Origin of the sequence: Streptomyces coelicoflavus, assembly GCF_045041415.1 — a bacterium.
GTDB lineage: Bacteria > Actinomycetota > Actinomycetes > Streptomycetales > Streptomycetaceae > Streptomyces > Streptomyces coelicoflavus.
Map to the genome: position 1 here is coordinate 6,496,322 of NZ_CP108218.1, position 26,114 is coordinate 6,522,435.

Below are 26,114 nucleotides of genomic sequence, written 5' to 3' on the forward strand. Positions count from 1 at the left end.
CCGGTACCCGCGTGGTCCGGGCCCTCGCCGTGTCGCGTGCCCCGTCCCGGCCCCGGTCCCGTCGCCCCGTACCTCCGCTCGCTCCCGCGCTGGGTCAGACCCGCTCGGCGGGCGGGGTGAGGCCCTCGCCGAGGCCCTCGTCCAGCGTGTCCGCGGCCTCGACCTCCTCGCGGGTGATGCCCAGCAGGTACAGCACCGTGTCCAGGAAGGGCACGTTCACCGCGGTGTGCGCCGCCTCGCGCACCACCGGCTTGGCGTTGAAGGCGACGCCGAGCCCGGCCGCGTTCAGCATGTCCAGGTCGTTGGCGCCGTCGCCGATCGCCACGGTCTGCGACAGCGGCACCCCCGCCTCGGCGGCGAACCGGCGCAGCAGCCGCGCCTTGCCCGCCCGGTCCACGATCTCCCCGGTGACCCGGCCGGTCAGCCGGCCGTCGACGATCTCCAGCGTGTTGGCCTGCGCGAAATCCAGCCCCAGCTGCTCCTTCAGTGCGTCGGTGACCTGGGTGAAGCCGCCGGAGACGACGCCCACCTGGTAGCCGAGCCGCTTCAACGTGCGGATCAGGGTGCGCGCGCCCGGCGTCAGCCGCACCTCGGCGCGTACCTTGTCCACCACCGACGCGTCCAGCCCCGCCAGCAGCGCCACGCGCGCGTGCAGCGACTGCTCGAAGTCCAGCTCCCCGCGCATCGCGGCCGCCGTCACCTCGGCGACCTTGTCCTCGCACCCGGCGTGCGCGGCGAACAGCTCGATGACCTCGTCCTGGATCAGTGTGGAGTCCACGTCCATCACGACCAGTCGCTGCGCCCGCCGGTGCAGCCCCGCCGCGACGACCGCGATGTCCACGCCCAGCGCGGCGGCCTCGGTGGCCAGCGCGGTGCGCAGCGGCTCGGTCTCGACACCGGACACCGCGAACTCGACGGCGGTCACCGGGTACTTGGCCAGCCGGAAAACACGGTCGATGTTGCTGCCCGACTCGGTGATCCGGGCCGCTATGGCGGCGGTCGCCTCCGCGGTGAGCGGGTGACCCAGCACCGTGACCAGGGAGCGGCCGAGGCCGCGCGGCCGGTTGTCGCCGATGCCGGAGATGATCTCCGCCTGCAGCTTCAGCGACTCCGCCCAGCTGTGGACGGTCGCACGAAGATCGCCCTCCAGGCCGCGGGGCGGCTCGGTCACGAGCGCGCACAGCACGATCCGGCCACGGGTGACGACCTGCTCGATGTCGACGACATCGACGGAGTAGGCGGCGAGGGTGTCGAACAGGCCGGCCGTGATGCCCGGCCGGTCCTTGCCGAAGATCTTGACGAGAAGCGTGGGAACGTCAGAGGTCTGCGTAGCGCTCATGGTGCTCCAACCGTATCCGGCACCCCGTGCCGCCCGCGCCCCAGGTCCGACTGGCGGACAGGAACGGCACCCCTTTCCGCCGACGCCGCCGGGGCCGCCGGAGCGGTCGGGCCGTGGACCAGACCGCGGCTACCCGTCGCGGGGCCGCCGAGGCGGTGCGGGTGGCGGGGGCGGCGGGGGAGGAGGGCCCTCGCCCCAGGGCCGGGCCCGGGGCCGGGGCCGCGGGGGCCGTTCTCCCGGCCTCGGCGGCCGGCGCGGCGTTCCCGGGGGCGGACCCGGCGGCCCGGCCACCGTGGGGGCGTCGTACACGTCGTCGTCGGACCGGCGATCCGTCCCGCCGTCCTCCCGGCCCGCCCCGTCGCCGTACTGCCCGGGGGCACCGCTCGGACGGCCCCCGCCGCCGCCCTGCCACGCCGGGTCCGCCTGCTCCGCCTGCCCATGCCCATGCCCCTGCCCCGTGCTGCCGGGCGGCTGGGCCCCGGACGCCGTATGCCCGGGCCCCGGAAGGGGCCAGGCACCGCGCGGTGGCGGGGGCGCCCCCGCCGGGCGGGCGTCCTCGGGTTCACCCGTTCCCGGTGCCGTGCCCGACTCCGGCCGCGCCGCCCCCTCCCACGCCTTCCACGACCGCGGGCAGGGATGGGCGCCCGGGTCGGGCGGCCGGTGCGGCGCACCCGGCAGGTACGGCCCCGAGGCCGGGCCCGCAGACGCCCCGCTTCCCGTGCCGATGCCCTCCGTCGCTGCCCCGCTTCCCGTGCCGATGCCCTCCGTCGCTGCCCCGCTTCCCGTGCCGATGCCCTCCGTCACCGCCCCGCCTCTCGCGCCGACGCCCTCCGTCACTGCCCCGGCACCGCGTGCCAAGCCCGTCGCCCGGGCCCCCGCCGCCCCGCTCGCGCACGCCGCCAGCGCCCCGGCGGCCCCCGCAACCGCGCCCCAGACGGCGCCCAGCAGCAGGGCCACACCGAGGTGTCCGTGCAGGCCGATGCCCGCGCCGAAGGCGTCGATGCCGAGCACCGACAGGGAGGCGCCCACGGACACCTCCGTGAGCCGGGCCGACAGCGGCAGCGTCACCGCGGTCGCGATGCCCAGCCGCAGCGCACAGCGCCCGGCGAAGACGAGGGGACGTGCGTCGCCGGGCCCCACCGGCGTCCGTACCGCCGTCAGGACCCCTGCCAGCAGCATCAGCAGTGCCGCGGCCACTCCCAGCAGCCACACCCGCCCGTCCAGCTCCGCCAGCCGCCCCAGCGTGACCGGCTCCTCGGTGCCGGAGCCGAGCAGGTCGTCCAGGGGCGCCGGGAGGACGCCGGTCAGGGTGCCGGTGGCCCGCCCGTCCCACGGCACGAACAGGCCGGTCGGGACGCCGAGCCAGACCCCGTTCGGCGCGCCAAGCAGCGCGGCCCCCGCGATCCGCCGGGGATGATCGTCGCCGGTCGCCGCCCAGGCCGCCGCCGCGCAACCCGCCGCCACCGCCGTCAGCGCCACCGTGACCAGGGCGGACACGGCCGGTCGCACCACCCGGTGCACGGCCTCCCACCCGCGCGGCAGCGGAGTGCGCCGCGAGGCCAGCATCGCGACCAGCAGCACCCCGGCGGACCAGACGAGACCGCCCAGCAACGTCGGCGCGGTGTCGACGCCGAACCCGACGGCGACCCGGGCGCCGGCGAGGTCACCGACCCGGTCGGGCAGCAGCCCGCCGATGTCGCCCACCTCACCGAGCCCCGGAATCTCCAGCCCGCCGTCCCCGCCCCCGCCGCCCAGGTCGTCGAGCCCGAACGAGGCGCCGTCGATCGTGATGAGGTCGTGACCCGCCCACGCCAGACCACCCGTCATCGCCACGAACAGGGCGATCACCGAGCCCGCGCGCGCCAGGAGTTCGGCGGGGGCGACGACAACTCCCGCCGCCCGCAGGGACCGCAGGAAGAAGAACGACAGGAACAGGGCGCCGACCAGGCTCACCCCCAGTGGCGTGATCTCGACGGCCGCGTGGGCCCGGGCCCCTTCCAGCCCGAACGCGGACACATCACCGGCCGGCGAGACCGAACCACCCGCCCCGAGCGCCACGACCGCCGCGGTCATCGGCCCCAACGAGCCCGCCGCGTCCGCGTCCAGCAGCCGCAGGCCGAGCGCCGCCGTGCCCGCCATGCCGATCAACGCCCAGCTCACGGAGGCGAGGGCGGACAGCAGCACGTCGCCCCACGGCACACGGGCGCCGTGGCCCTCGGTTCCCACGCTCGTGGACGCGCCCATGGCAGACCCCCCGATCCGCTGCGCGGTCGGGTTGCCGCGCATGTCCCCCTCACGTGGAATACCACTTTTCGGGCAGGTTTCAACCCCGCCGACGGGAACGGCCGCTGGGTGCCTACGCACTTTTCACAAGGCCCGACTTTCGGTCAGGGGGGCGAGCCTGAAATAGTTCCCCCCGATGTTCGACATCCCTAGACTCCCCGCGACGGGAGCACATCGGGGGACAACTCAGTGGGGCATGGAGTGCCGGAACTCGTACTGGAATCCAATGGACGGACCTGGACGCTCGATCCGTCCCGGTCATACGCGCTAGGACGCGATCCGCAGGGGGAGCTTGTTTTCGACGACGCCAGGGTCTCCTGGCGGCATGCCACGATCAGTTTCAACGGCCGCAGTTGGGTGGTCGACGATCACGGCAGCACCAACGGCACGTTCGTGCACGGGCAGCGGGTCCAGCAGACGGAGCTCGGCGCCGGCACGGTGCTGAACCTGGGCAACGCGACCGACGGGCCACGCGTGAGCCTGACCGGCGCGCAGGCCCCGGCCGGCGCGCCCCAGGCCCAGCCGCAGCAGCCGCAGCAGCAACAGCAGCAGCCGTACGCCGCGCAGGGCGCCAACGCGGGCTGGGCCCAGCAGGCGCCGCCCGCGCAGCAGCCGTTCCAGCAGCAGGCACCGCAGCAGCAGGCACCGCAGCACGGGCAGCAGCACCAGGCCCAGCAGGCCGGCTGGCAGCAGCAACAGCCGCCGCAGCAGGCCGCGCCGCACTTCCCCCAGCAGCAGGGACCCGGCGGCGCGGCGGGGGCGCCACCGGTCTACGGGGACCGCAGTCCGACCACGTTCCACCAGTTCTCGCTCGGCCGGGTGATGCGCATCGGCCGCGCCCTGGAGAACGACCTGGTCGTCTCGGACCTCCAGGTCTCCCGCAACCACGCGGAGTTCCACTCGACGCCCGACGGGCGCATGGAGATCCGCGACCTCGGCTCGCACAACGGCACGTACGTCAACGGCCAGCCGATTCCCAAGGGCGGCACCCAGCTGCTCGGCCCGACCGACATCGTCGGTGTCGGCCACTCGACGTTCCAGATCGTCGGCGACCGCCTCGAGGAGTTCGTCGACACCGGTGAGGTCTCCTTCTCCGCCCGTCACCTGACCGTCACGGTCGACGGCGGCAAGCAGATCCTCAAGGACGTCTCCTTCGGCGTGCCCGAGAAGTCGCTGATCGCGGTCATCGGCCCGTCGGGATCCGGCAAGTCGACCCTGCTCAAGGCGCTCACCGGCTACCGGCCGGCCGACCAGGGCGAGGTCCTCTACGACAACCGGAACCTGTACAAGCAGTTCGCCGAGCTGCGCCAGCGCATCGGTCTGGTCCCGCAGGACGACATCCTGCACAAGGAGCTGACCGTCAAGAAGGCCCTCAAGTACGCGGCGAAGCTGCGCTTCCCGGCCGACACCACGGCCGCCGAGCGTGACGCCCGGATAGACGAGGTGCTGCGCGAGCTGAAGCTGGACATCCACAAGGACAAGAAGGTCACGTCCCTGTCCGGCGGCCAGCGCAAGCGCGTCTCCGTCGCCCTGGAGCTGCTCACCAAGCCGTCGCTGATCTTCCTGGACGAGCCGACCTCCGGCCTCGACCCGGGCATGGACCGCGACGTCATGCAGCTGCTGCGCGGCCTCGCCGACGACGGCCGCACCGTCCTCGTCGTCACCCACTCGGTGGCCGAGCTGGCGACCTGCGACAAGCTCCTCGTGATGGCACCGGGCGGTTCCGTGGCCTACTTCGGCCCGCCCGAGGAGGCGCTGAACTTCTTCGGCTACGACACCTGGGCCGACGTCTTCTCCGCCTTCGAGAACTACCGCGACTACGACTGGGCGGGCCGCTGGAAGGGCTCGCAGCACTACCAGATGTACGCCGCGGACCTGGACGCCGTCGCGCCGCAGTCCGTACAGGTGCCGCCGATGCAGGCGATGCGGCCGCCGAAGCCGCAGGGCTGGATGTCGCAGTTCGTCACGCTGGTGCGGCGCTACACGTCGGTGATCGCCTCGGACAAGGGCTTCCTCGCCCTGATGGTGATCCTGCCCGCGGTGCTGGGCGCGGTGAGCCTGCTCATCGACGCGGACAAGGGCCTGCTGCCCAATCCGGCCAACCCGCAGACCGGCCGGATCATCCCGAACGGCACGGCGACCACGGTCCTGCTGATCCTCGCGGTCGGCGCCTGCTTCGCCGGTGCCGCGAACTCGGTCCGTGAGCTGATCAAGGAACGGGTGATCTACGAGCGGGAACGCGCCACCGGCCTGTCCCGGTCCGCGTACCTGATGTCCAAGGTCTTCGTGCTCGGCCTGATCACCGTGTTCCAGGGCCTGCTGGTCGGCGTGATCGGCTTCGCCAGCCGCGAGATCCCGGACGAGGGACTGATCCTGGGCGGTGCGACACTCGTCGAGCTGTCCCTGCCGATCATGGCCCTCGGCTTCGCCTCGATGATGTTCGGCCTGGTCATCTCCTCGCTGGTGAAGACCGCCGAGAAGACCATGCCGCTGCTGGTGATGTTCGCGATCATCCAGGTCGTCTTCACCGGCTGCCTCTTCGCCCTGAACGGCGCGGTCGGCGTCAACCAGTTCTCGTACCTGATGCCCTCGCGCTGGGCGGTCGCCGCGGCCGGTGCCACGCTGGACTTCAACAGGATCAGCCCGCCGGAGAAGGGCGCCGAGGCCGACCCGCTGTGGGAGCACACGGTGGGCGCCTGGGGCATGGACATGGCCGCGCTGATCGTCCTGGGCGTGATCTGCGGCTTCTTCGTCGCCCGCTTCCTGCGCCGGCACGAGCCCGAGGTCATGCGCAAGTAGACCGTCGTCCGGCGGGGCCCGAAGGCCCCCCCCGCACGCCCCGAAGGGCGGCACCCCGTCAGGAGGGTGCCGCCCTTCGGCGTACGGTGCGGCGTCGGCGACGTCGTGAAGAGGTCCGCGCCGACCTCAGTACGCGCTGTCGACGTTGTCCATGGTGCCGTACTTGTCCGCGGCGTAGTTGCACGCGGCGACGATGTTGGCGACCGGGTCGTAGATGTTCTTCGAGGTGCCGGCCACGTGGTAGGCCTTGAACGTCGGCGGGATGACCTGGAGCAGGCCCTTCGACGGGATGCCGTTGATGGCGTTGATGTCCCAGTCGTTGATGGCCATCGGGTTGCCGGACGACTCCCGCATGATGTTGCGGTGGATGCCCTCGTAGGAGCCGGGGATGTCGTGCTTCTTCATGATGGCCCGGGCCTCGCGGATCCAGCCGTCGAGGTTGTCCGGGTAGGACTTCGGCGCGGCCTTCTTGACCTCGGTGCGCTGGGCGGACCGGCTGGTGGTCTCCTTCGCCTCACGCTTGGAGGCGGCCTTCTCGGCGGCGGCCTTCTTCTCGGCGGTCGCCTTCTTGGCGGCCGCCTCCTTCTTGGCCTCGATGGCGGCGACCTTCTGGCTGGCGCCGGCGAGCTGGCCGGTGACACCGGCGTGCACGTCCTGGATCTGCTTGGTGCTGTACGCCACCTTGGCCGTCGGAGCGGCCTCGCTCGTGGTCGACGTCTGACCGCTGGCCGGGACGGCGGTGAGGGCGACGGCGGCGGCGCCGAGCGTGCCGACACCGGCGATCGCGACCTTGTGCGTGCGGGTCAGGGAACGACTGCGACCACGGGGAAGGATGTTCTTGAGCATGGCGGGATAGACCTCTTCGGATAGCGCGGAGGTCGCTCTCGTCCGGTGGGGACAGTTGGTGCTTCCGGCACAAACGCCGCGGGGGAGAACCCACGGCGCTGAGCGACGAGAGCAATTCTTAGCGACCGCAAAATCCGGAGGCAAAGGTGTGACGTACGATCCGGGATAGTGGATCAGGGAACGGCAAAGCGGGGCAGATTGGACCATCTGCCCCGCTCAAAACGGACGAGTCCTTCTCCTACTCCCCTTCGTACGTGACGTGCGCCCTATGCGCGGGCTCACATCGACCCCTCGCCGTTCTCACTGTTGGTTGCTGAAGCAATGCGATGTGTGAGTGGATCGGTGACGCTCTCCTACGGCAGGAGGAGATGGACGTCCCCGAACTCGTGCCACAGGTAGCGCCCCCGCACCGCCGCGTCGTACCCGCGGTCGATCGCCGCCCGCCCCGCCACCGCCTCGAGCATCAGCAGATGCGAGGCCTCGGGCTCGTGCAGCCCCGTCAGCAGCCCCTCCACCACCCGCACCCCGCGCTCCGGAGTCACCACCAGATCGGTCCACCCGGCCCGCGCCCGTACGACCCCGTCGGTACCGACCGCCGACTCCACCGCCCGGACGGCCGTCGTCCCCACCGCCACCACCCGCCCGTCACCGGCGCGCACGGCGTTGATCAGCCGCGCCGACGCCTCCGGCACCGCGAACCGCTCCGGATACGGCGGTTCGTGCGACTCCGCCGACGCCACCCCCGTGTGCAGCGTCACCGGCGCGAACTGCACCCCCCGGCTCACCAGCTCCGCCACCAGCCGCGCCGTGAAGGGCCGCGCCGCGCTCGGCATCTCCGCACTGCCCGCCCCGTCCCCGGGCGGGAGCGCGAAAACGGTCTGGTAGACGGACAGCGGCTGGTCCCGCTCCGTATAGGAGTAACGAATCGGCCGCCCGTGCTCGCGCAGCAGCGCGGGCACCTCCGCCCCCGACACCCGCGCCCACCACAACCGCTCCCCGCGCGCACTCAGCGGCTCCTCCAGCACCAGCCGCGCACCACCCGGCAGCCGCACCTTCGTCCCCGCCGGGCCACCGCACCCGCGCCACTCCACTACATCCGCACGCGCGCGCGTGGTGCCCCTTCCGTCCGGTCCCCGCAGCTCCACCGCCCACCGGCCGTCGTCCCCGCGCGTGGAGAAGTGCACCACCACGCGCGCGTGCCCGACCCGGCCGTCCACGGCGGCGGCCAGCGTGGGCGAGGTGTTGACGACCAGCAGATCGCCGGCCCGCAGCAGCCCCGGCAGCTCCCCGAAGACGTGGTGCGACACCTCGGTGCCGCGCGACACCAGCAGCCGCACACCGTCCCGGTCCAGGCCCGGCCCCCGCTGCTCCACCGGAACCCGGGCCGACAACTCCTCCGGCACCCTCACCGCCGGTGCCCGCATCACCGCGACTCCAGCAGCGCCGGAGCCCCGTAGCGCCCGCTCGCCGGCCGCTCGTCCAGCAGCCGCAGCAGCGCCGGCACGACACTGGCCGGATCCGGTCGCGGATCGTCGTCGTCCGGTACGGCCGCGGCGTACAGGTCCGTGGCCATGTCCCCCGGATCGACCGCCCACACCCGCAGCCCCGGCTCCTCGGCGCCCAGTACCGCCGCCAGCTGGTCCAGGGCCGCCTTGGAGGCCCCGTAGCCGCCCCACGTCTCGTACGCCTCGGCGGCCGCGTCCGAGCTGACCGTCACCACCGCGCCCGCGGGAGCCGCCCGCAGCGACGGCAGCGCCTCCCGCACCAGACCGAGCGCGGCCACGACGTTCACCTCCAGGGCCCGCCGCAGCCCGTCCAGCGGCAGCTCCTCCAGCCGCACCAGCGGCTCGGCGCCCAGCGCGCTCGCGTTGCTGACCAGCAGATCCACCCCGCCCAGCCGCCCGGCCTCCGCCACCAGCGCCGTGCGGTGCCAGGCGTCCGTGACGTCGCCGGACAACGCCGTCACACGGCTGCCGTACGCCTTGAGCGCCGTCTCCGTCTCCCCGAGCACCTCGGGGTTCCTGGCGTCCAGCACCAGGTCCCACCCCCGTGCCGCCAGAGCCTCGGCGAGCGCCCGGCCCAGCCCCTTCGACGCTCCCGTGATGATCGCAACCGGCATGACGCACGTCCCCTTCGTCGTCCCCGCCGTCCGTTCGGCCGGCGTGATCCCAACGTAGGAACCCGGCCCCGCCGGTCACCTCGGGCACGGGTCCCGACCGGGGAGGGCCCTTCGCCCTAGGCCCGGCGGGCGGGACTCCGGACCTAGTCCCACCGGCCTAGGCGACGCCCGTCACCGGGCCGATCCCGTCCCCACCCCCCGCGGGTACCGTGAGGACATGAGCCACGGCCCCCGGTCCGGCCTCACCGCGGTGAGTTCCGCGCTGCTGGCCATGAGCAGACACCTCGAGGTGCGCGACGTCCTCAAGACGATCGTCGCCTCGGCCCGCGAACTGCTCGACGCGCAGTACGCCGCCCTCGGCGTCCCCGACGACCACGGCGGCTTCGCCCAGTTCGTGGTCGACGGCGTCAGCGACGAGCAGTGGAAGGCCATCGGCCCCCTGCCCCGGCAGCACGGCATCCTCGCCGCCATGCTCCAGGAGGCCACCCCCGAGCGTCTCGGCGACGTCCGCAAGGACCCCCGCTTCGGGGGCTGGCCCGCAGCCCACCCCGACCTGGTCGACTTCCTCGGCCTGCCGATCCGCGACGGCGACGAGGTCATCGGGGCCCTGTTCCTCGCCAACAAGAACTGTCCGAAACCCACGGGCACCTGCGGCTTCACCCAGGACGACGAGGAACTGCTCGGCATCCTCGCCCAGCACGCCGCGATCGCCCTCACCAACGCGCGCCTGTACGAGCGCAGCCGCGAGCTGACCATCGCCGAGGAGCGCTCCCGCCTCGCCCACGAACTGCACGACGCGGTCAGCCAGAAGCTGTTCTCCCTGCGCCTGACCGCCCAGGCCGCCACCGCCCTGGTCGACCGCGACCCCGCGCGCGCCAAGGACGAGCTGCACCAGGTCGCCACGCTCGCCGCCGAGGCGGCCGACGAACTGCGTGCCGCCGTCGTCGAGCTGCGCCCCGCCGCCCTCGAGGAGGACGGCCTCGTCGCCACCCTGCGCACCCAGATCCAGGTCCTCGACCGCGCCCACACCGCCCGCGTGACCTTCACCGGCCACGGCGTCAAGGCCCTGCCCGCCGCCCACGAGGAGGCGTTGCTGCGCGTGGCCCAGGAAGCACTGCACAACGCCCTGCGCCACTCGGGGGCGGAACACGTCGAGGTGACCCTGCACCGGCGGGACACCGGAACCGTCCTGCGGATCACCGACGACGGAAGCGGCTTCGACCCGCGCACGGTCCGCCGCGCCGGACGCCACCTCGGCCTGGTCTCCATGCGCGACCGGGCGAACGGCACCGGCGGCCGGCTGACCGTGCGGTCCGCGCCCGGCGAGGGCACCACGATCGAGATGGAGGTTCCCGGTGGCTGAAACGATCAAGGTGCTGCTCGTCGACGACCACCAGGTGGTCCGCCGGGGGCTGCGCACCTTCCTGGAGGTGCAGGACGACATCGAGGTGGTCGGCGAGGCCGCCGACGGCGCCGAGGGAGTCGACCGCGCGCAGGAGCTGAAACCCGACGTGATCCTCATGGACGTCAAGATGCCGGGCATGGACGGCGTAGACGCGCTGCGCCGGCTCCGCGAGCTGGACAACCACGCGCGCGTGCTCGTCGTCACCAGCTTCACCGAGCAGCGCACCGTGGTCCCGGCCCTGCGCGCCGGCGCGGCCGGATACGTCTACAAGGACGTCGACCCCGACGCGCTGGCCGGCGCCATCCGCTCCGTCCACGCCGGTCACATCCTGCTCCAGCCCGAGGTCGCGGGCGCCCTGCTGAGCCAGGAGGAGAGCAGCTCCGGGCCGGGCAGGGCGGGCTCCCTCACGGAGCGGGAGCGCGAGGTGCTGGGCCTGATAGCGGACGGCCGCTCCAACCGGGAGATCGCGCGTGCGCTCGTCCTCTCCGAGAAGACGGTCAAGACCCACGTCTCGAACATCCTGATGAAACTCGACCTCGCCGACCGCACCCAGGCCGCCCTGTGGGCCGTACGACACGGTGTGACCGGCTGACCGGGTACGCGCCACCGTGGCGGAGGGTTCCCCTCCGGTCGGAGATTCATACCGTCGTGGGAATGTCCCCCATATGGCGCATCCTTCGAGGGGTCCGGCCGTTCTCCAGTGCGTGCCGCGGCGACTGCCGCGGCGATCGCAAGGAGGGCTTGTAAGTGAAGAACCTGAAGAAGGCAGCGGCCGTGACGATGGTGGCCGGCGGGCTGATCGCCGCCGGCGCGGGCATGGCCTCCGCCACCGACGGCGGCTCCCACGCCCACGGCGAGGCCATCGGCTCCCCGGGCGTCGTCTCCGGCAACCTGGTCCAGGCGCCGATCCACATCCCGGTCAACGCCGTGGGCAACAGCGTCAACGTCATCGGCCTCCTGAACCCGGCCTTCGGCAACCTGGGCGTCAACCACTGACACAGGCCACCCCTCACCCGTGCCGCCCCCAGCAGCGCCCACCCGTGCCGCTGGGGGCGGCACGGGTGGGCGCTGCGGCACCTCGTCAGCGCCGAGCAGCGCACTCCGGCCCCACGGCGACACTCACGCCGCGCACCCGCCAGGACACGGCACCGTCACCGACGCCGCTCCACCACAACGGAGTTGTACGCCGCGACCTGCGCCCGCCGAGACACCCGCTCCACCGGCCTGAGCGCCTCCCCCCGCGCGGCCATCTCGGACGCGCTCACCGCACCCCCGTGCCCGTTCTCGGACGCCAGCGACACCAGCACCCCCACCCGCTGCGCCAACTCCAGCACCCGCACCGCCCGCGGCGGATACCCCGGCGCCAGCACCTCCCGCCCGGACGACCGCTCCGCCCGAGCCCGGTACGCCGCGACCGCCGCCTCCGCCACCGGCCCCGACCCGGCCACGTCCAGCCGCGTCAGCACCTCCGTCGCGTCCCGCAGCGCCTCCGCCAGCTCCCGCTCCGCCTCTCCGAGCGAGGGCACGTCCGCCGGCGGGGCCTCCCGCACCACCAGGCAGTGCCACACCACCTCGACGTGCACGTCGCCCGCGGGCCCCGCCTCGTACACCTCCGGCACCAGCCCCAGCGCCGCCCCCTCGCAGATCACCGCCTGCTCGGCCTCCAACGCCCGCGCGTTGAACTCCGGCGGCCCGCTCAGCCCCAGCGGATGCCCCGGCGCGGGCAGCGCGACCCGCAGCCCACTCGCGCCGAGTGCCCGCAGCCGCCCCAGCGCCAGCGTGAGACCGACCGGCGCGTCCTCACCCGGCAGCCCCTCCACCCGGTGCACCGCGTCCTCACCCACGATGGCGATCGCGGCGTCGTCCGGTGAGACCATTCCGGCAATAAGGGCATTTCCCCAGGCGGCAAGGCGCCCTGCGCGTGGTTCCGAGAGCATGCCCCCACCCTAAGGACCGGACCGATGGAACGGTGAAGCCGACCGGTGGCGTAGATTTCCTGGAGGGGCCTGCGCCCACCGGCGCCGCGGCCCGAGCAACAGGTGTACGCGACAGCCGAGACCGGCCACAATGCAAGGGGAGACAACGCGCTCATGAGCGATGTTCTGGAGCTTCAGGACGTATCCGTGGTCCGCGAGGGCCGGGCTCTGGTGGACCAGGTCTCCTGGTCGGTCAAGGAGGGCGAGCGCTGGGTCATCCTCGGCCCCAACGGCGCCGGCAAGACCACCCTCCTCAATGTCGCGTCCAGCTACCTCTACCCGAGCAGCGGCACCGCCACCATCCTCGGCGAGACCCTCGGCAGGCCCGGCACCGACGTCTTCGAACTGCGCCCGCGCATCGGCGTCGCCGGCATCGCCATGGCCGACAAGCTGCCCAAGCGCCAGACCGTCCTTCAGACCGTCCTGACCGCCGCGTACGGCATGACCGCCGGCTGGCAGGAGGAGTACGAGGACATCGACGAGCAGCGCGCCCGCGCCTTCCTCGACCGCCTCGGCATGACCGAGTACCTGGACCGCAGGTTCGGCACCCTCTCCGAGGGCGAGCGCAAGCGCACCCTGATCGCCCGCGCCCTGATGACCGACCCCGAGCTGCTCCTCCTCGACGAGCCGGCCGCCGGCCTCGACCTGGGCGGCCGCGAGGACCTCGTCCGCCGCCTCGGGCGGCTCGCCCGCGACCCCATCGCGCCCTCCATGATCATGGTGACCCACCACGTCGAGGAGATCGCCCCGGGCTTCACCCACGTCCTGATGATCCGTCAGGGCAAGGTCATGGCCGCGGGACCGCTGGAGCTGGAACTCACCTCCCGCAACCTGTCCCTCTGCTTCGGACTCCCGCTCATCGTGGAGCAGGCCGGGGACCGCTGGACCGCGAAGGGACTCCCGCTGTCCTGACCCGCCCCCCGTGCGCCCTGTCCCCGGCGGCCCCAACGGACCTACCATGACAGCGTGAACGACATCGATGCATGGGTGTGGTGGCTCGTCGCCGCGGCAGCGCTCGGAATCCCGCTCGTCGTGACCGCGATGCCGGAGTTCGGCATGTTCGCCGTCGGCGCCGTCGCCGCCGCCGTCGCCTCCGGACTGGGCGCGGACCTGGTCGTCCAGGTCCTCGTCTTCGTCGTCGTCTCGGTCGCCCTCATCGCCGTCGTACGGCCCCTCGCCGCCCGACACCGCGCCCAACAACCCCAACTGGCCTCAGGCGTGGACGCGCTGAAGGGCAGACAGGCCGTCGTCACGGAGCGCGTCGACGGCTCCGGCGGCAGGATCAAACTCGCCGGGGAGATCTGGTCGGCACGCGCCCTGGACACCGGGCGTGCCTTCGAGCCCGGCGAGGAAGTGGACGTCGTGGAGATCGACGGGGCCACAGCCGTCATCATGTGACCCCGACGTGCCGAAAGTGGCCCGAACGACCCCCGAGTCGTGCGACGGTCTGTCAGACTCGACCAGCAAGATCCTCAACAGCCGTAAGATCAGCAGTAGTCAGAGCCAGACAGCTCAACGGGATCTGCCGGAGCGCCGAGGCGGAGAAGGGGACGGACACCCACGATGGAACCGGTCATCATCGTCCTGATCATCCTGGTGGTGTTGGTCTTCATCGCCCTGATCAAGACCATCCAGGTCATCCCACAGGCCAGCGCCGCCATCGTCGAGCGCTTCGGCCGCTACACGCGGACCCTGAACGCGGGCCTCAACATCGTGGTCCCGTTCATCGACACCATCCGCAACCGCATCGACCTGCGCGAACAGGTCGTCCCCTTCCCGCCGCAGCCGGTCATCACCCAGGACAACCTGGTCGTCAACATCGACACGGTCATCTACTACCAGGTGACCGACGCCCGTGCCGCGACCTACGAAGTGGCCAGCTACATCCAGGCGATCGAGCAGCTCACCGTCACCACCCTGCGCAACATCATCGGCGGCATGGACCTGGAGCGGACCCTGACCTCCCGCGAGGAGATCAACGCGGCCCTGCGCGGCGTCCTCGACGAGGCCACCGGCAAGTGGGGCATCCGCGTCAACCGCGTCGAGCTCAAGGCCATCGAACCGCCCACCTCCATCCAGGACTCGATGGAGAAGCAGATGCGTGCCGACCGCGACAAGCGCGCCGCGATCCTCCAGGCCGAAGGTGTCCGGCAGTCCGAGATCCTGCGCGCCGAGGGCGAGAAGCAGTCCCAGATCCTGCGCGCCGAAGGCGAGGCCAAGGCCGCCGCCCTGCGCGCCGAGGGCGAGGCCCAGGCCGTCCGCACGGTCTTCGAGGCCATCCACGCCGGCGACCCGGACCAGAAGCTGCTCTCCTACCAGTACCTCCAGATGCTCCCGAAGATCGCCGAGGGCGACGCCAACAAGCTCTGGATCGTCCCCAGCGAAATCGGCGACGCCCTCAAGGGCCTCTCCGGCGCCATGGGCAACCTCGGCGGCCTGGGCGGCGGTTCGGGCTCCGGAAACGGCGGCGCAAGCGTCCCGGCCCAGGAACGCCGCGAGAAGCCGTCGATCGACTAGCGGGCACCTCTTGACGCAGGGTTCCGTCGGCGCCCCGATAGGGGCGCGGGGAACTGCGCGACCCGCCACATCCGGCCGGCACCCTGCATCGACACTCACGCCCCGACGGCGCAGCCGTCACGCCGCGTCCAACACCAACCACTCCGGCAACGCGGCGAAGTCGTCCCGGGCCAGCGCCAGCAACATCGCATCCGCAGGCGTCGGCTCGAACGGCTCCCGCAGCAACGGCATCCCCGCCTGCTCCGGCGTCCGGTTCGCCTTGCGGTGATTGTCCTCCGCGCACGAGGCCACCGTGTTCAGCCACGTGTCCTGCCCGCCGTGCGACCGCGGCACCACGTGGTCGACGGTCGTGGCCCGCCGCCCGCAGTACGCGCACCGGTGCCGGTCCCGGACCAGCACACCCCGCCTCGACCACGGGGCACGTCTTCGGAACGGCACCCGTACGTACTGGCACAGCCTGATCACCCGCGGCGCGGGTATGTCCAGCGCGGCTCCGCGCATCCGCAGCGAGGGGTGGGCCTGCTCGACGACGGCCTTGTCCTGGAGCACCAGAACGACGGCCCGATTCAACGTCACCGTCGACAACGGCTCGAAGCTCGCGTTCAGCACCAGCGTGTCCCGCATACCAGCCCACCTCCCGTGCGCACCGGCCCACCCCCTGGCGGGCTGGGAACAACTCTGGCCGGGCACGCCGGGATGGACAACGCAATATCTGCTGCTCCCACGAGGGATACCCCCGCGCCACCCCCCGCAACAAAAATGCCCGCCCCTGATCCATTCCAAGACCGGGGGCGGGCAAACGTTCCATGAACGCTGGGAACACTCAGCTGTCCGCGGGCACCTCGTACTCACCGATCAGCTGGGCTCGCGCGATCGTGTGGAACCGCAGATTGAAGCCGACGAAGGCGGGGGTGCCGTCCGCGTCGGGGCCGAGCTTCTCCTGGTCAACGGCGTACACCGTGAACACGTACCGGTGCGGGCCGTCCCCGGCCGGCGGCGCGGCACCGCCGAACTCCTTGCCGCCGTAGTCGTTGCGGGCCTGTACGGCGCCCTGCGGCAGCCCCTCGAACGCGCCGCTGCCCGCGCCCACCGGCAGCTCGGTCACCGAGGCCGGGATGTCGAACACCACCCAGTGCCAGAACCCGCTGCCCGTCGGGGCGTCCGGGTCGTAGCACGTCACGGCGAAGCTCTTGGTCTCGGCCGGGAAGCCCTCCCACCGCAGCTGCGGCGAGGTGTTCCCGGCCGCGTGGACCTGAGCGTCCTTGAGCGTCCCGCCCTCCTGCACGTCCTCACTCGTGACGGTGAACGACGGCACGGGCGGGTGGAAGTCATGGGGGAGCGGACGCCGCTTCAGCTCGGTCACCTCGGTACCTCCTGATGTTCTGGTGCAGAGACGACCGAGCCTACGGGCTTCGGCCCCGGATCCCTCAGAACCAGTTGCGCTTGCTGCCGACCTCCGACAGCCACTGGTTGAGGTACGCCGCCCAGTCGGTGCCCTGGTAGTCGTTCAGCCCGACCTTGAACGAACGGAACGTGTCGCTGCCCTCGCTGAACAGCCCGGGCTTCTTGTCCATCTCCAGCACGACGTCCATCGCCTGCGCGTCGGCCACGAAGCTCAGCTCGACCTGGTTCAGCCCGCGGTACTGCTGCGGCGGGAAGAACTCGATCTCCTGGTAGAAGGGCAGCTGCTGCCGCGTGCCCCGGATGTGACCGCGCTCCATGTCCGCGCTCTTGAAGCGGAAGCCCAGGCCGATGAACGCGTCCAGGATCGCCTTCTGCGCCGGCAGCGGGTGCACGTTGATCGCGTCCAGGTCACCGGAGTCCACGGCGCGCGCGATCTCCAGCTCGGTGGTGACGCCGATGTTCATCCCGCGCAGCGACTGCCCGTCGATCATGGTGATCGGCGTCTCCCACGGGATCTCGAGCCCGAACGGCACCGCGTGCACCACGCCGGCCTTGAGCTGGAATGCGCCTCCGAGCCGCACCTTGGTGAACTCGATGTCCTGCTTGTACTCCTGGTCGCCGCTCTCCACCTCGACCTTGGCCTGGAGCCCGACCGACAGCCCCTCGATCTCCTGGTCGACGGACCCGCCCTGGATCCGCACCTCGCCCTGGACGACACCCCCCGGAACGACGTTGACCTCGTGCAGCTCGGTCTCGACCGAGGCCCCGCCGGCCCCCAGACTCGCGAGCAGCTTCTTGAACGCCATGTCTCTCCCTCTCCAGGCTTACGTGTGGATCCTCGACCCATACAAACGCGATCCGACCGTGGCCGGTTCCGCGCCCCACACCCTGGCAAGGCGGACGCTCCCCGGCCACCCCGCGCACGGTCCCGGCTGCGTTACGCTCGGACGGCATGATCGCGAGCCCCGACCGTACGCCCCTGCCCAGGGATTTCTTCGACCGCCCCATCCTCGAGGTGGCCCCCGACCTCCTGGGCCGCATCCTGGTGCGCAACACCCCGGACGGTCCGATCGCCCTCCGCCTGACGGAGGTGGAGGCCTACGACGGTCAGAACGACCCCGGCTCCCACGCCTACCGCGGTCGCACACCCCGCAACGACGTGATGTTCGGCCCGCCCGGCCACGTGTACGTCTACTTCACGTACGGCATGTGGTTCTGCATGAACCTCGTGTGCGGTCCCGAGGGCCGGGCGAGCGCGGTTCTGCTGCGAGCCGGCGAAATCATCGAGGGCGCCGAGCTCGCCCGGACCCGTCGGCAGTCCGCCCGCAACGACAAGGAACTGGCCAAGGGCCCGGCCCGCCTCGCCACCGCCCTGGGCGTGGACCGCGCACTGAACGGTACGGACGCCTGCACCTCCGAGGACACCCCGCTGCGCATCCTGACGGGCGCCCCCGTCCCCGGTGAACAGGTGCGCAACGGACCCCGGACCGGTGTGGCCGGCGAAGGCGGCGTGCACCCCTGGCGTTACTGGGTCGCCGACGACCCGACGGTCAGCCCGTATCGGGCGCATGTCCCGAGGAAGCGCCGAAGTTGACTCTCCTTTGGGAGACGCGTAATGTAGCCCGAGCCGCTTGACCCGGGTACGGCAATCGCCAGCAGCCGGAAGCGGCCAACCCACTACCTACGACTTCCCTCAGCGGGAGCGATTTTGGCGTGCCCGCATGCCCGAATTCGAACTCGCCGGACCCGATTATGAGTCCGCAGGGAAATCGGCTAACGTAGTGAATGTCGAAAGGTCGAGGAGCGAAAGCCCAAAGCCGATGACAAATCCCGCCGACAGGGAATCGGTTCGAAAAGGATCTGATAGAGTCGGAAACGCAAGACCGAAGGGAAGCGCCCGGAGGAAAGCCCGAGAGGGTGAGTACAAAGGAAGCGACCGTTCCTTGAGAACTCAACAGCGTGCCAAAAGTCAACGCCAGATATGTTGATACCCCGTCTCTCCCGTTCGGGAGGGCGAGGTTCCTTTGAAGAAACACACAGCGAGGACGCTGTGAACGTCGGGACTATTCCTCTCGATGTTCCGCTCTCGTGGTGTCGCCCCGAAGCTTTTAATTAAGCACTGTCGGGTAAACATTCACGGAGAGTTTGATCCTGGCTCAGGACGAACGCTGGCGGCGTGCTTAACACATGCAAGTCGAACGATGAACCACCTTCGGGTGGGGATTAGTGGCGAACGGGTGAGTAACACGTGGGCAATCTGCCCTTCACTCTGGGACAAGCCCTGGAAACGGGGTCTAATACCGGATACTGACCTGCCAAGGCATCTTGGCGGGTCGAAAGCTCCGGCGGTGAAGGATGAGCCCGCGGCCTATCAGCTTGTTGGTGAGGTAATGGCTCACCAAGGCGACGACGGGTAGCCGGCCTGAGAGGGCGACCGGCCACACTGGGACTGAGACACGGCCCAGACTCCTACGGGAGGCAGCAGTGGGGAATATTGCACAATGGGCGAAAGCCTGATGCAGCGACGCCGCGTGAGGGATGACGGCCTTCGGGTTGTAAACCTCTTTCAGCAGGGAAGAAGCGAAAGTGACGGTACCTGCAGAAGAAGCGCCGGCTAACTACGTGCCAGCAGCCGCGGTAATACGTAGGGCGCAAGCGTTGTCCGGAATTATTGGGCGTAAAGAGCTCGTAGGCGGCTTGTCACGTCGGTTGTGAAAGCCCGGGGCTTAACCCCGGGTCTGCAGTCGATACGGGCAGGCTAGAGTTCGGTAGGGGAGATCGGAATTCCTGGTGTAGCGGTGAAATGCGCAGATATCAGGAGGAACACCGGTGGCGAAGGCGGATCTCTGGGCCGATACTGACGCTGAGGAGCGAAAGCGTGGGGAGCGAACAGGATTAGATACCCTGGTAGTCCACGCCGTAAACGGTGGGCACTAGGTGTGGGCAACATTCCACGTTGTCCGTGCCGCAGCTAACGCATTAAGTGCCCCGCCTGGGGAGTACGGCCGCAAGGCTAAAACTCAAAGGAATTGACGGGGGCCCGCACAAGCGGCGGAGCATGTGGCTTAATTCGACGCAACGCGAAGAACCTTACCAAGGCTTGACATACACCGGAAAGCATCAGAGATGGTGCCCCCCTTGTGGTCGGTGTACAGGTGGTGCATGGCTGTCGTCAGCTCGTGTCGTGAGATGTTGGGTTAAGTCCCGCAACGAGCGCAACCCTTGTCCCGTGTTGCCAGCAAGCCCTTCGGGGTGTTGGGGACTCACGGGAGACCGCCGGGGTCAACTCGGAGGAAGGTGGGGACGACGTCAAGTCATCATGCCCCTTATGTCTTGGGCTGCACACGTGCTACAATGGCCGGTACAATGAGCTGCGATACCGCAAGGTGGAGCGAATCTCAAAAAGCCGGTCTCAGTTCGGATTGGGGTCTGCAACTCGACCCCATGAAGTCGGAGTCGCTAGTAATCGCAGATCAGCATTGCTGCGGTGAATACGTTCCCGGGCCTTGTACACACCGCCCGTCACGTCACGAAAGTCGGTAACACCCGAAGCCGGTGGCCCAACCCCTTGTGGGAGGGAGCTGTCGAAGGTGGGACTGGCGATTGGGACGAAGTCGTAACAAGGTAGCCGTACCGGAAGGTGCGGCTGGATCACCTCCTTTCTAAGGAGCATTTCTTACCGGCCTTCGGGCTGGTCAGAGGCCAGGATGCGAGCGAACGTCTCGCACTGGTTGCTCATGGGTGGAACGTTGACTACTCGGCACGATCGGGATGAGGACTGCTAGTACTGCTTCGGCGTGGAACGCAGGATCTTGACTGAACGTGTCGGGCACGCTGTTGGGTGTCTGAGGGAATGATTTTCCTTCAGTTGCCGGCCCCAGTGCACTCGGGAGTTTTTCCGGGGTGATGGGTGGTTGGTCGTTGTTTGAGAACTGCACAGTGGACGCGAGCATCTGTGGCCAAGTTTTTAAGGGCGCACGGTGGATGCCTTGGCACCAGGAACCGATGAAGGACGTGGGAGGCCACGATAGGCCCCGGGGAGTCGTCAACCAGGCTTTGATCCGGGGGTGTCCGAATGGGGAAACCCGGCAGTCGTCATGGGCTGTCACCCGCTGCTGAACACATAGGCAGTGTGGAGGGAACGCGGGGAAGTGAAACATCTCAGTACCCGCAGGAAGAGAAAACAACCGTGATTCCGGGAGTAGTGGCGAGCGAAACCGGATGAGGCCAAACCGTATACGTGTGAGACCCGGCAGGGGTTGCGTGTGCGGGGTTGTGGGATCTCTCTTCTGTTGTCTGCCGGCAACAGGACGAGTCAGAAACCGTTGATGTAGGCGAAGGACATGCGAAAGGTCCGGCGTAGAGGGTAAGACCCCCGTAGTCGAAACATTAACGGCTCGTTTGAGAGACACCCAAGTAGCACGGGGCCCGAGAAATCCCGTGTGAATCTGGCGGGACCACCCGCTAAGCCTAAATATTCCCTGGTGACCGATAGCGGATAGTACCGTGAGGGAATGGTGAAAAGTACCGCGGGAGCGGAGTGAAATAGTACCTGAAACCGTGTGCCTACAAGCCGTGGGAGCGTCGGACATCAAGCTTGCTTGGTGTCTCGTGACTGCGTGCCTTTTGAAGAATGAGCCTGCGAGTTTGCGGTGTGTTGCGAGGTTAACCCGGGTGGGGAAGCCGTAGCGAAAGCGAGTCCGAACAGGGCGGTTTTAGTAGCACGCTCAAGACCCGAAGCGGAGTGATCTAGCCATGGGCAGGTTGAAGCGGCTGTAAGAGGTCGTGGAGGACCGAACCCACCAGGGTTGAAAACCTGGGGGATGACCTGTGGTTAGGGGTGAAAGGCCAATCAAACTCCGTGATAGCTGGTTCTCCCCGAAATGCATTTAGGTGCAGCGTCGTGTGTTTCTTGCCGGAGGTAGAGCACTGGATAGGCGATGGGCCCTACCGGGTTACTGACCTTAGCCAAACTCCGAATGCCGGTAAGTGAGAGCGCGGCAGTGAGACTGTGGGGGATAAGCTCCATGGTCGAGAGGGAAACAGCCCAGAGCATCGACTAAGGCCCCTAAGCGTACGCTAAGTGGGAAAGGATGTGGAGTCGCACAGACAACCAGGAGGTTGGCTTAGAAGCAGCCACCCTTGAAAGAGTGCGTAATAGCTCACTGGTCTAGTGATTCCGCGCCGACAATGTAGCGGGGCTCAAGCGTACCGCCGAAGTCGTGTCATTGCAGCAATACGGCCAACGCCGGCTGTGATGGGTAGGGGAGCGTCGTGTGCCGGGTGAAGCAGCCGCGGAAGCGAGTTGTGGACGGTTCACGAGTGAGAATGCAGGCATGAGTAGCGATACAAACGTGAGAAACGTTTGCGCCGATTGACTAAGGGTTCCTGGGTCAAGCTGATCTGCCCAGGGTAAGTCGGGACCTAAGGCGAGGCCGACAGGCGTAGTCGATGGATAACCGGTTGATATTCCGGTACCCGCTGTGAAGCGTCAAACATCGAACCAGGCGATGCTAAGTCCGTGAAGCCGCCCTGATCTCTTCGGAGTTGAGGGGAGTGGTGGAGCCGACGAACCAGACTTGCAGTAGGTGAGTGATGGGGTGACGCAGGAAGGTAGTCCATCCCGGGCGGTGGTTGTCCCGGGGTAAGGGTGTAGGCCGTGCGGTAGGTAAATCCGTCGCACATAGGGCTGAGACCTGATGCCGAGCCGATTGTGGTGAAGTGGATGATCCTATGCTGTCGAGAAAAGCCTCTAGCGAGTTTCATGGCGGCCCGTACCCTAAACCGACTCAGGTGGTCAGGTAGAGAATACCGAGGCGTTCGGGTGAACTATGGTTAAGGAACTCGGCAAAATGCCCCCGTAACTTCGGGAGAAGGGGGGCCACACCCGGTGACGAGTCTTGCACTCCGAGCTGGGGGTGGCCGCAGAGACCAGCGAGAAGCGACTGTTTACTAAAAACACAGGTCCGTGCGAAGCCGTAAGGCGATGTATACGGACTGACGCCTGCCCGGTGCTGGAACGTTAAGGGGACCGGTTAGTCACATTTCGGTGTGGCGAAGCTGAGAACTTAAGCGCCAGTAAACGGCGGTGGTAACTATAACCATCCTAAGGTAGCGAAATTCCTTGTCGGGTAAGTTCCGACCTGCACGAATGGCGTAACGACTTCTCGACTGTCTCAACCATAGGCCCGGTGAAATTGCACTACGAGTAAAGATGCTCGTTTCGCGCAGCAGGACGGAAAGACCCCGGGACCTTTACTACAGTTTGATATTGGTGTTCGGTTCGGCTTGTGTAGGATAGCTGGGAGACTTTGAAACTCGCACGCCAGTGTGGGTGGAGTCGTCGTTGAAATACCAGTCTGGTCGTGCTGGATGTCTAACCTGGGTCCGTGATCCGGATCAGGGACAGTGTCTGATGGGTAGTTTAACTGGGGCGGTTGCCTCCTAAAGAGTAACGGAGGCGCCCAAAGGTTCCCTCAGCCTGGTTGGCAATCAGGTGTTGAGTGTAAGTGCACAAGGGAGCTTGACTGTGAGACCGACGGGTCGAGCAGGGACGAAAGTCGGGACTAGTGATCCGGCGGTGGCTTGTGGAAGCGCCGTCGCTCAACGGATAAAAGGTACCCCGGGGATAACAGGCTGATCTTCCCCAAGAGTCCATATCGACGGGATGGTTTGGCACCTCGATGTCGGCTCGTCGCATCCTGGGGCTGGAGTCGGTCCCAAGGGTTGGGCTGTTCGCCCATTAAAGCGGTACGCGAGCTGGGTTTAGAACGTCGTGAGACAGTTCGGTCCCTATCCGCTGTGCGCGTAGGAGTCTTGAGAAGGGCTGTCCCTAGTACGAGAGGACCGGGACGGACGAACCTCTGGTGTGCCAGTTGTTCTGCCAAGGGCATGGCTGGTTGGCTACGTTCGGGAGGGATAACCGCTGAAAGCATCTAAGCGGGAAGCCTGCTTCGAGATGAGGACTCCCACCCCCTTGAGGGGTTAAGGCTCCCAGTAGACGACTGGGTTGATAGGCCGGATCTGGAAGCACCGTGAGGTGTGGAGGTGACCGGTACTAATAGGCCGAGGGCTTGTCCTCAGTTGCTCGCGTCCACTGTGTTAGTTCTGAGGCAACGACCGTTGCCGGCTTTGAGTAGAACGCACAATTGAAGAGTGTGCTTGTTCGCTCGAAACCATTAGGGTTTCGGTGGTCATAGCGTAGGGGAAACGCCCGGTTACATTTCGAACCCGGAAGCTAAGCCTTACAGCGCCGATGGTACTGCAGGGGGGACCCTGTGGGAGAGTAGGACGCCGCCGAACAATCTTTGGAAAGGACCCCTGGTCCCCAGCGTTCAGCTGGGGACCAGGGGTCCTTTCGTTTTTCCAGGGCGCACCGGGTACCCGGCTGCGCGAGAATGACTTGCGGTACCGAAGACAGGAGTCACCACGATGTCCACCAACTCTCCCGACGACCGACCGGAGCGCGACCAGCGGCGACGGGACAGTGGTGACCGCGGTGACCGTAGCGGTCAGCGCGGTGACCGTGGCGGTTTCCGCCGCGACGACCGCCGGGGCAATGACCGCCGGGATGACCGTGGTGGGCAGCGCGGTGGTTTCCGTCGTGACGATCGTGACCGTGGGCCGCGTCGTGACGATCGTGATCGTGGTGGCGACCGGGGTTTCCGTCGTGATGACCGGGGCGGTGACCGTCCGTCCTTCCGTCGCGACGATCGCGGTGACCGTCCCTCGTACCGTCGTGACGACCGTCGTGACGACCGAGGCGGCGACCGTCCTCCCTTCCGCCGCGACGACCGCCGTGACGACCGTCGTGATGACCGAGGCGGCGACCGTCCTCCCTTCCGCCGCGACGACCGCCGTGACGACCGTCGTGATGACCGAGGCGGCGACCGTCCTCCCTTCCGCCGCGACGACCGCCGTGACGACCGTCGTGATGACCGAGGCGGCGACCGTCCTCCCTTCCGTCGTGACGACCGTCGTGACGACCGGCGTGACGACCGCCCGTCCTTCCGCCGCGACGACAGGCGGGACGACCGCCGGGATGACCGTGGTGGGCAGCGCGGTGGTTTCCGTCGTGACGATCGTGACCGTGGGCCGCGTCGTGACGATCGTGATCGTGGTGGCGACCGGGGTTTCCGTCGTGATGACCGGGGCGGTGACCGTCCGTCCTTCCGCCGCGACGATCGCGGTGACCGTCCCTCGTACCGGCGTGACGACCGTCGTGACGACCGAGGCGGCGACCGTCCTCCCTTCCGCCGCGACGACCGCCGGGATGACCGCCGGGATGACCGTCCCCCCTTCCGCCGCGACGACCGGCGGGACGACCGCCGGGGCGACGACCGCGGTGGGTTCCGCCGGGACGACCGTGGCGACCGCGGTGGTTTCCGTCGGGACGACAATCGCGGTGAGCGTGGCGGATTCGGTCGGCGTGACGACCGGCGTGACGACGGCCGGCGTGACGACCGCGGTGGGTTCCGCGGGCGGGACGACCGCGGGGGACGCGGGCCCCGGCGCGACGACCGCGGTGGGCGCCCCGGCGGGTACCGGGGGCGCGACGACCGACAGGGCGGCGGTGGCCGGTTCCGTGACGAGCGCGACCGCGACCGGGACCGCGAGCCGATCAAGCGCCTGCCGATCCCCGAGGAGGTCACGGGCGACGAGATCGACAAGGACGTGCGGCAGGAGCTGCAGAGCCTGCCCAAGACGCTCGCGGAGGACGTCGCCAGGAACCTGGTGATGGTCGCGCGGCTGCTCGACGAGGACCCGGAGGCCGCGTACGGGTACTCCAGGGTGGCCCTGCGTCTGGCCTCCCGCGTCGCCGCCGTACGCGAGGCGGCCGGCTTCGCCGCGTACGCCAACCAGAAGTACAGCGAGGCGCTGGCGGAGTTCCGGGCCGCGCGGCGGATGACCGGGTCGGTGGAGCTGTGGCCGGTGATGGCCGACTGTGAGCGTGGGCTGGGCCGGCCGGAGAAGGCGCTGGACATGGCCGGTGCCCCCGAGGTGCACAAGCTGGACAAGGCCGGTCAGGTCGAGATGCGCCTCGTGGCGGCCGGTGCCCGGCGTGACATGGGACAGCTGGACGCGGCCATCGTGACGTTGCAGAGCCCCGAGCTGGCCTCCCACTCCGTACAGCCCTGGACCGCGCGGCTGCGTTACGCCTACGCCGACGCGCTGCTGGCCGCAGGCCGGGAGCAGGAGGCGCGGGAATGGTTCGCGAAGGCCGTGGAGTCCGACCGGGACGGCAGCACGGACGCCTCCGACCGGCTCGCCGAGCTGGACGGCGTGGAGTTCATGGACGCCCTGGACGAGGACGAGGACGAGACCGGGTCCGGTGGTGACGTGGAGCGTTCCTCCGCCGAGGACGGCGACGAGGACTGACGTTCCGTACGGCGAGGGGGCGGGCCCGGTACACGGGCCCGCCCCCTC

The 26,114-nt window shown here is 68.9% G+C and carries 18 protein-coding genes, 3 rRNA genes and 1 pseudogene; 13 read left to right on the forward strand and 9 right to left on the reverse strand.

From position 1 onward, the window contains the following. Positions 1 to 94: 94 nt before the first annotated feature. Complete coding sequence (gene serB, locus OHA99_RS29115; protein WP_007448113.1) at positions 95 to 1,339, reverse strand: phosphoserine phosphatase SerB; 1,245 nt, start codon at positions 1,337 to 1,339, stop codon at positions 95 to 97. Positions 1,340 to 1,468: 129 nt separating this feature from the next. Next, positions 1,469 to 3,583: a streptophobe family protein gene (locus tag OHA99_RS29120; RefSeq protein ID WP_405698354.1), complete on the reverse strand. Its 2,115-nt coding sequence runs from the start codon at positions 3,581 to 3,583 to the stop codon at positions 1,469 to 1,471. 240 nt (positions 3,584 to 3,823) lie between these two features. Between OHA99_RS29120 and OHA99_RS29125 the strand changes: the two genes are divergently transcribed. After that, positions 3,824 to 6,421 (forward strand): FHA domain-containing protein, encoded by a 2,598-nt coding sequence (locus tag OHA99_RS29125; RefSeq protein WP_405698355.1) that lies wholly within the window; start codon positions 3,824 to 3,826, stop codon positions 6,419 to 6,421. Positions 6,422 to 6,547: 126 nt separating this feature from the next. On the opposite strand, the gene OHA99_RS29130 is transcribed toward OHA99_RS29125, so the two are convergent. The 3 genes from OHA99_RS29130 to OHA99_RS29140 form a co-directional block, all read right to left on the reverse strand. Beyond that, positions 6,548 to 7,267: a transglycosylase SLT domain-containing protein gene (locus tag OHA99_RS29130; protein ID WP_153180524.1), complete on the reverse strand. Its 720-nt coding sequence runs from the start codon at positions 7,265 to 7,267 to the stop codon at positions 6,548 to 6,550. A 353-nt stretch (positions 7,268 to 7,620) separates the two neighbouring features. Continuing rightward, the gene (locus OHA99_RS29135) at positions 7,621 to 8,691 is read right to left on the reverse strand and encodes an S-adenosylmethionine:tRNA ribosyltransferase-isomerase (RefSeq protein WP_153180525.1); all 1,071 of its coding nucleotides are present in this window, start codon (positions 8,689 to 8,691) and stop codon (positions 7,621 to 7,623) included. After that, a complete protein-coding gene (locus tag OHA99_RS29140; RefSeq protein ID WP_153180526.1) occupies positions 8,691 to 9,386 on the reverse strand; it encodes an SDR family oxidoreductase in 696 nt (231 codons plus the stop codon). Before OHA99_RS29140 ends, OHA99_RS29135 begins: the two co-directional genes overlap by 1 nt. A 217-nt stretch (positions 9,387 to 9,603) precedes the next feature. Here OHA99_RS29140 and OHA99_RS29145 point away from each other — a divergent pair, with 217 nt between their 5' ends. The 3 genes from OHA99_RS29145 to chpE all read left to right on the forward strand — a co-directional run bounded on the left by OHA99_RS29145 (position 9,604) and on the right by chpE (position 11,787). Beyond that, complete coding sequence (locus OHA99_RS29145; protein ID WP_087791676.1) at positions 9,604 to 10,749, forward strand: GAF domain-containing sensor histidine kinase; 1,146 nt, start codon at positions 9,604 to 9,606, stop codon at positions 10,747 to 10,749. Continuing rightward, entirely contained in the window at positions 10,742 to 11,383 is a 642-nt protein-coding gene (locus tag OHA99_RS29150; protein WP_153180528.1) for a response regulator transcription factor, read from the forward strand. The genes OHA99_RS29145 and OHA99_RS29150 overlap by 8 nt, the downstream gene beginning before the upstream one ends. 155 nt (positions 11,384 to 11,538) lie before the next feature. Continuing rightward, the gene (gene chpE, locus OHA99_RS29155) at positions 11,539 to 11,787 is read left to right on the forward strand and encodes a chaplin ChpE (protein WP_153180529.1); all 249 of its coding nucleotides are present in this window, start codon (positions 11,539 to 11,541) and stop codon (positions 11,785 to 11,787) included. A 155-nt stretch (positions 11,788 to 11,942) separates the two neighbouring features. Here the strand turns inward: chpE and OHA99_RS29160 are convergent, their stop codons facing one another. Further along, complete coding sequence (locus OHA99_RS29160; protein WP_381501428.1) at positions 11,943 to 12,728, reverse strand: hypothetical protein; 786 nt, start codon at positions 12,726 to 12,728, stop codon at positions 11,943 to 11,945. 153 nt (positions 12,729 to 12,881) lie between these two features. Between OHA99_RS29160 and OHA99_RS29165 the strand changes: the two are divergent. From OHA99_RS29165 to OHA99_RS29175, 3 genes and pseudogenes are all read left to right on the forward strand, one after another. Beyond that, positions 12,882 to 13,412, forward strand: a pseudogene (locus OHA99_RS29165) (ABC transporter ATP-binding protein); the annotation flags it as partial. Positions 13,413 to 13,733: 321 nt separating this feature from the next. Continuing rightward, positions 13,734 to 14,165, forward strand: coding sequence for an NfeD family protein (locus OHA99_RS29170; protein WP_153180531.1), 432 nt, complete (start codon positions 13,734 to 13,736; stop codon positions 14,163 to 14,165). 165 nt (positions 14,166 to 14,330) lie between these two features. Next, positions 14,331 to 15,284 carry an SPFH domain-containing protein gene (locus OHA99_RS29175; RefSeq protein ID WP_087791681.1) on the forward strand — a complete coding sequence of 318 codons (954 nt, stop codon included), beginning with the start codon at positions 14,331 to 14,333 and terminating at the stop codon, positions 15,282 to 15,284. A gap of 117 nt (positions 15,285 to 15,401) precedes the next feature. On the opposite strand, the gene OHA99_RS29180 is transcribed toward OHA99_RS29175, so the two are convergent. The 3 genes from OHA99_RS29180 to OHA99_RS29190 form a co-directional block, all read right to left on the reverse strand. After that, a complete protein-coding gene (locus tag OHA99_RS29180; RefSeq protein ID WP_007388340.1) occupies positions 15,402 to 15,908 on the reverse strand; it encodes an HNH endonuclease in 507 nt (168 codons plus the stop codon). A 199-nt stretch (positions 15,909 to 16,107) separates the two neighbouring features. Then, the gene (locus tag OHA99_RS29185) at positions 16,108 to 16,647 is read right to left on the reverse strand and encodes a YbhB/YbcL family Raf kinase inhibitor-like protein (protein WP_007388339.1); all 540 of its coding nucleotides are present in this window, start codon (positions 16,645 to 16,647) and stop codon (positions 16,108 to 16,110) included. A 64-nt stretch (positions 16,648 to 16,711) separates the two neighbouring features. Further along, positions 16,712 to 17,494, reverse strand: coding sequence for a sporulation protein (locus tag OHA99_RS29190; protein ID WP_153180532.1), 783 nt, complete (start codon positions 17,492 to 17,494; stop codon positions 16,712 to 16,714). Between the two features lie 146 nt (positions 17,495 to 17,640). On the opposite strand from OHA99_RS29190, the gene OHA99_RS29195 reads away from it, so the two are divergent. The 6 genes from OHA99_RS29195 to OHA99_RS29220 all read left to right on the forward strand — a co-directional run bounded on the left by OHA99_RS29195 (position 17,641) and on the right by OHA99_RS29220 (position 26,066). Continuing rightward, positions 17,641 to 18,282: a DNA-3-methyladenine glycosylase gene (locus tag OHA99_RS29195; protein WP_282882063.1), complete on the forward strand. Its 642-nt coding sequence runs from the start codon at positions 17,641 to 17,643 to the stop codon at positions 18,280 to 18,282. Positions 18,283 to 18,821: 539 nt separating this feature from the next. After that, positions 18,822 to 20,350, forward strand: a 16S ribosomal RNA gene (locus tag OHA99_RS29200). Between the two features lie 295 nt (positions 20,351 to 20,645). Next, a 23S ribosomal RNA gene (locus OHA99_RS29205) occupies positions 20,646 to 23,769 on the forward strand. 104 nt (positions 23,770 to 23,873) lie between these two features. Beyond that, positions 23,874 to 23,990 (forward strand): 5S ribosomal RNA (gene rrf, locus OHA99_RS29210). Together the 16S, 23S and 5S rRNA genes form the textbook arrangement of a ribosomal RNA operon. Before the next feature lie 196 nt (positions 23,991 to 24,186). Beyond that, complete coding sequence (locus tag OHA99_RS29215; protein WP_405698356.1) at positions 24,187 to 25,425, forward strand: hypothetical protein; 1,239 nt, start codon at positions 24,187 to 24,189, stop codon at positions 25,423 to 25,425. Then, positions 25,317 to 26,066, forward strand: a complete 750-nt coding sequence (locus OHA99_RS29220) for a tetratricopeptide repeat protein (RefSeq protein WP_405699016.1) — start codon at positions 25,317 to 25,319, stop codon at positions 26,064 to 26,066. The genes OHA99_RS29215 and OHA99_RS29220 overlap by 109 nt, the downstream gene beginning before the upstream one ends. Positions 26,067 to 26,114 lie beyond the last annotated feature (48 nt).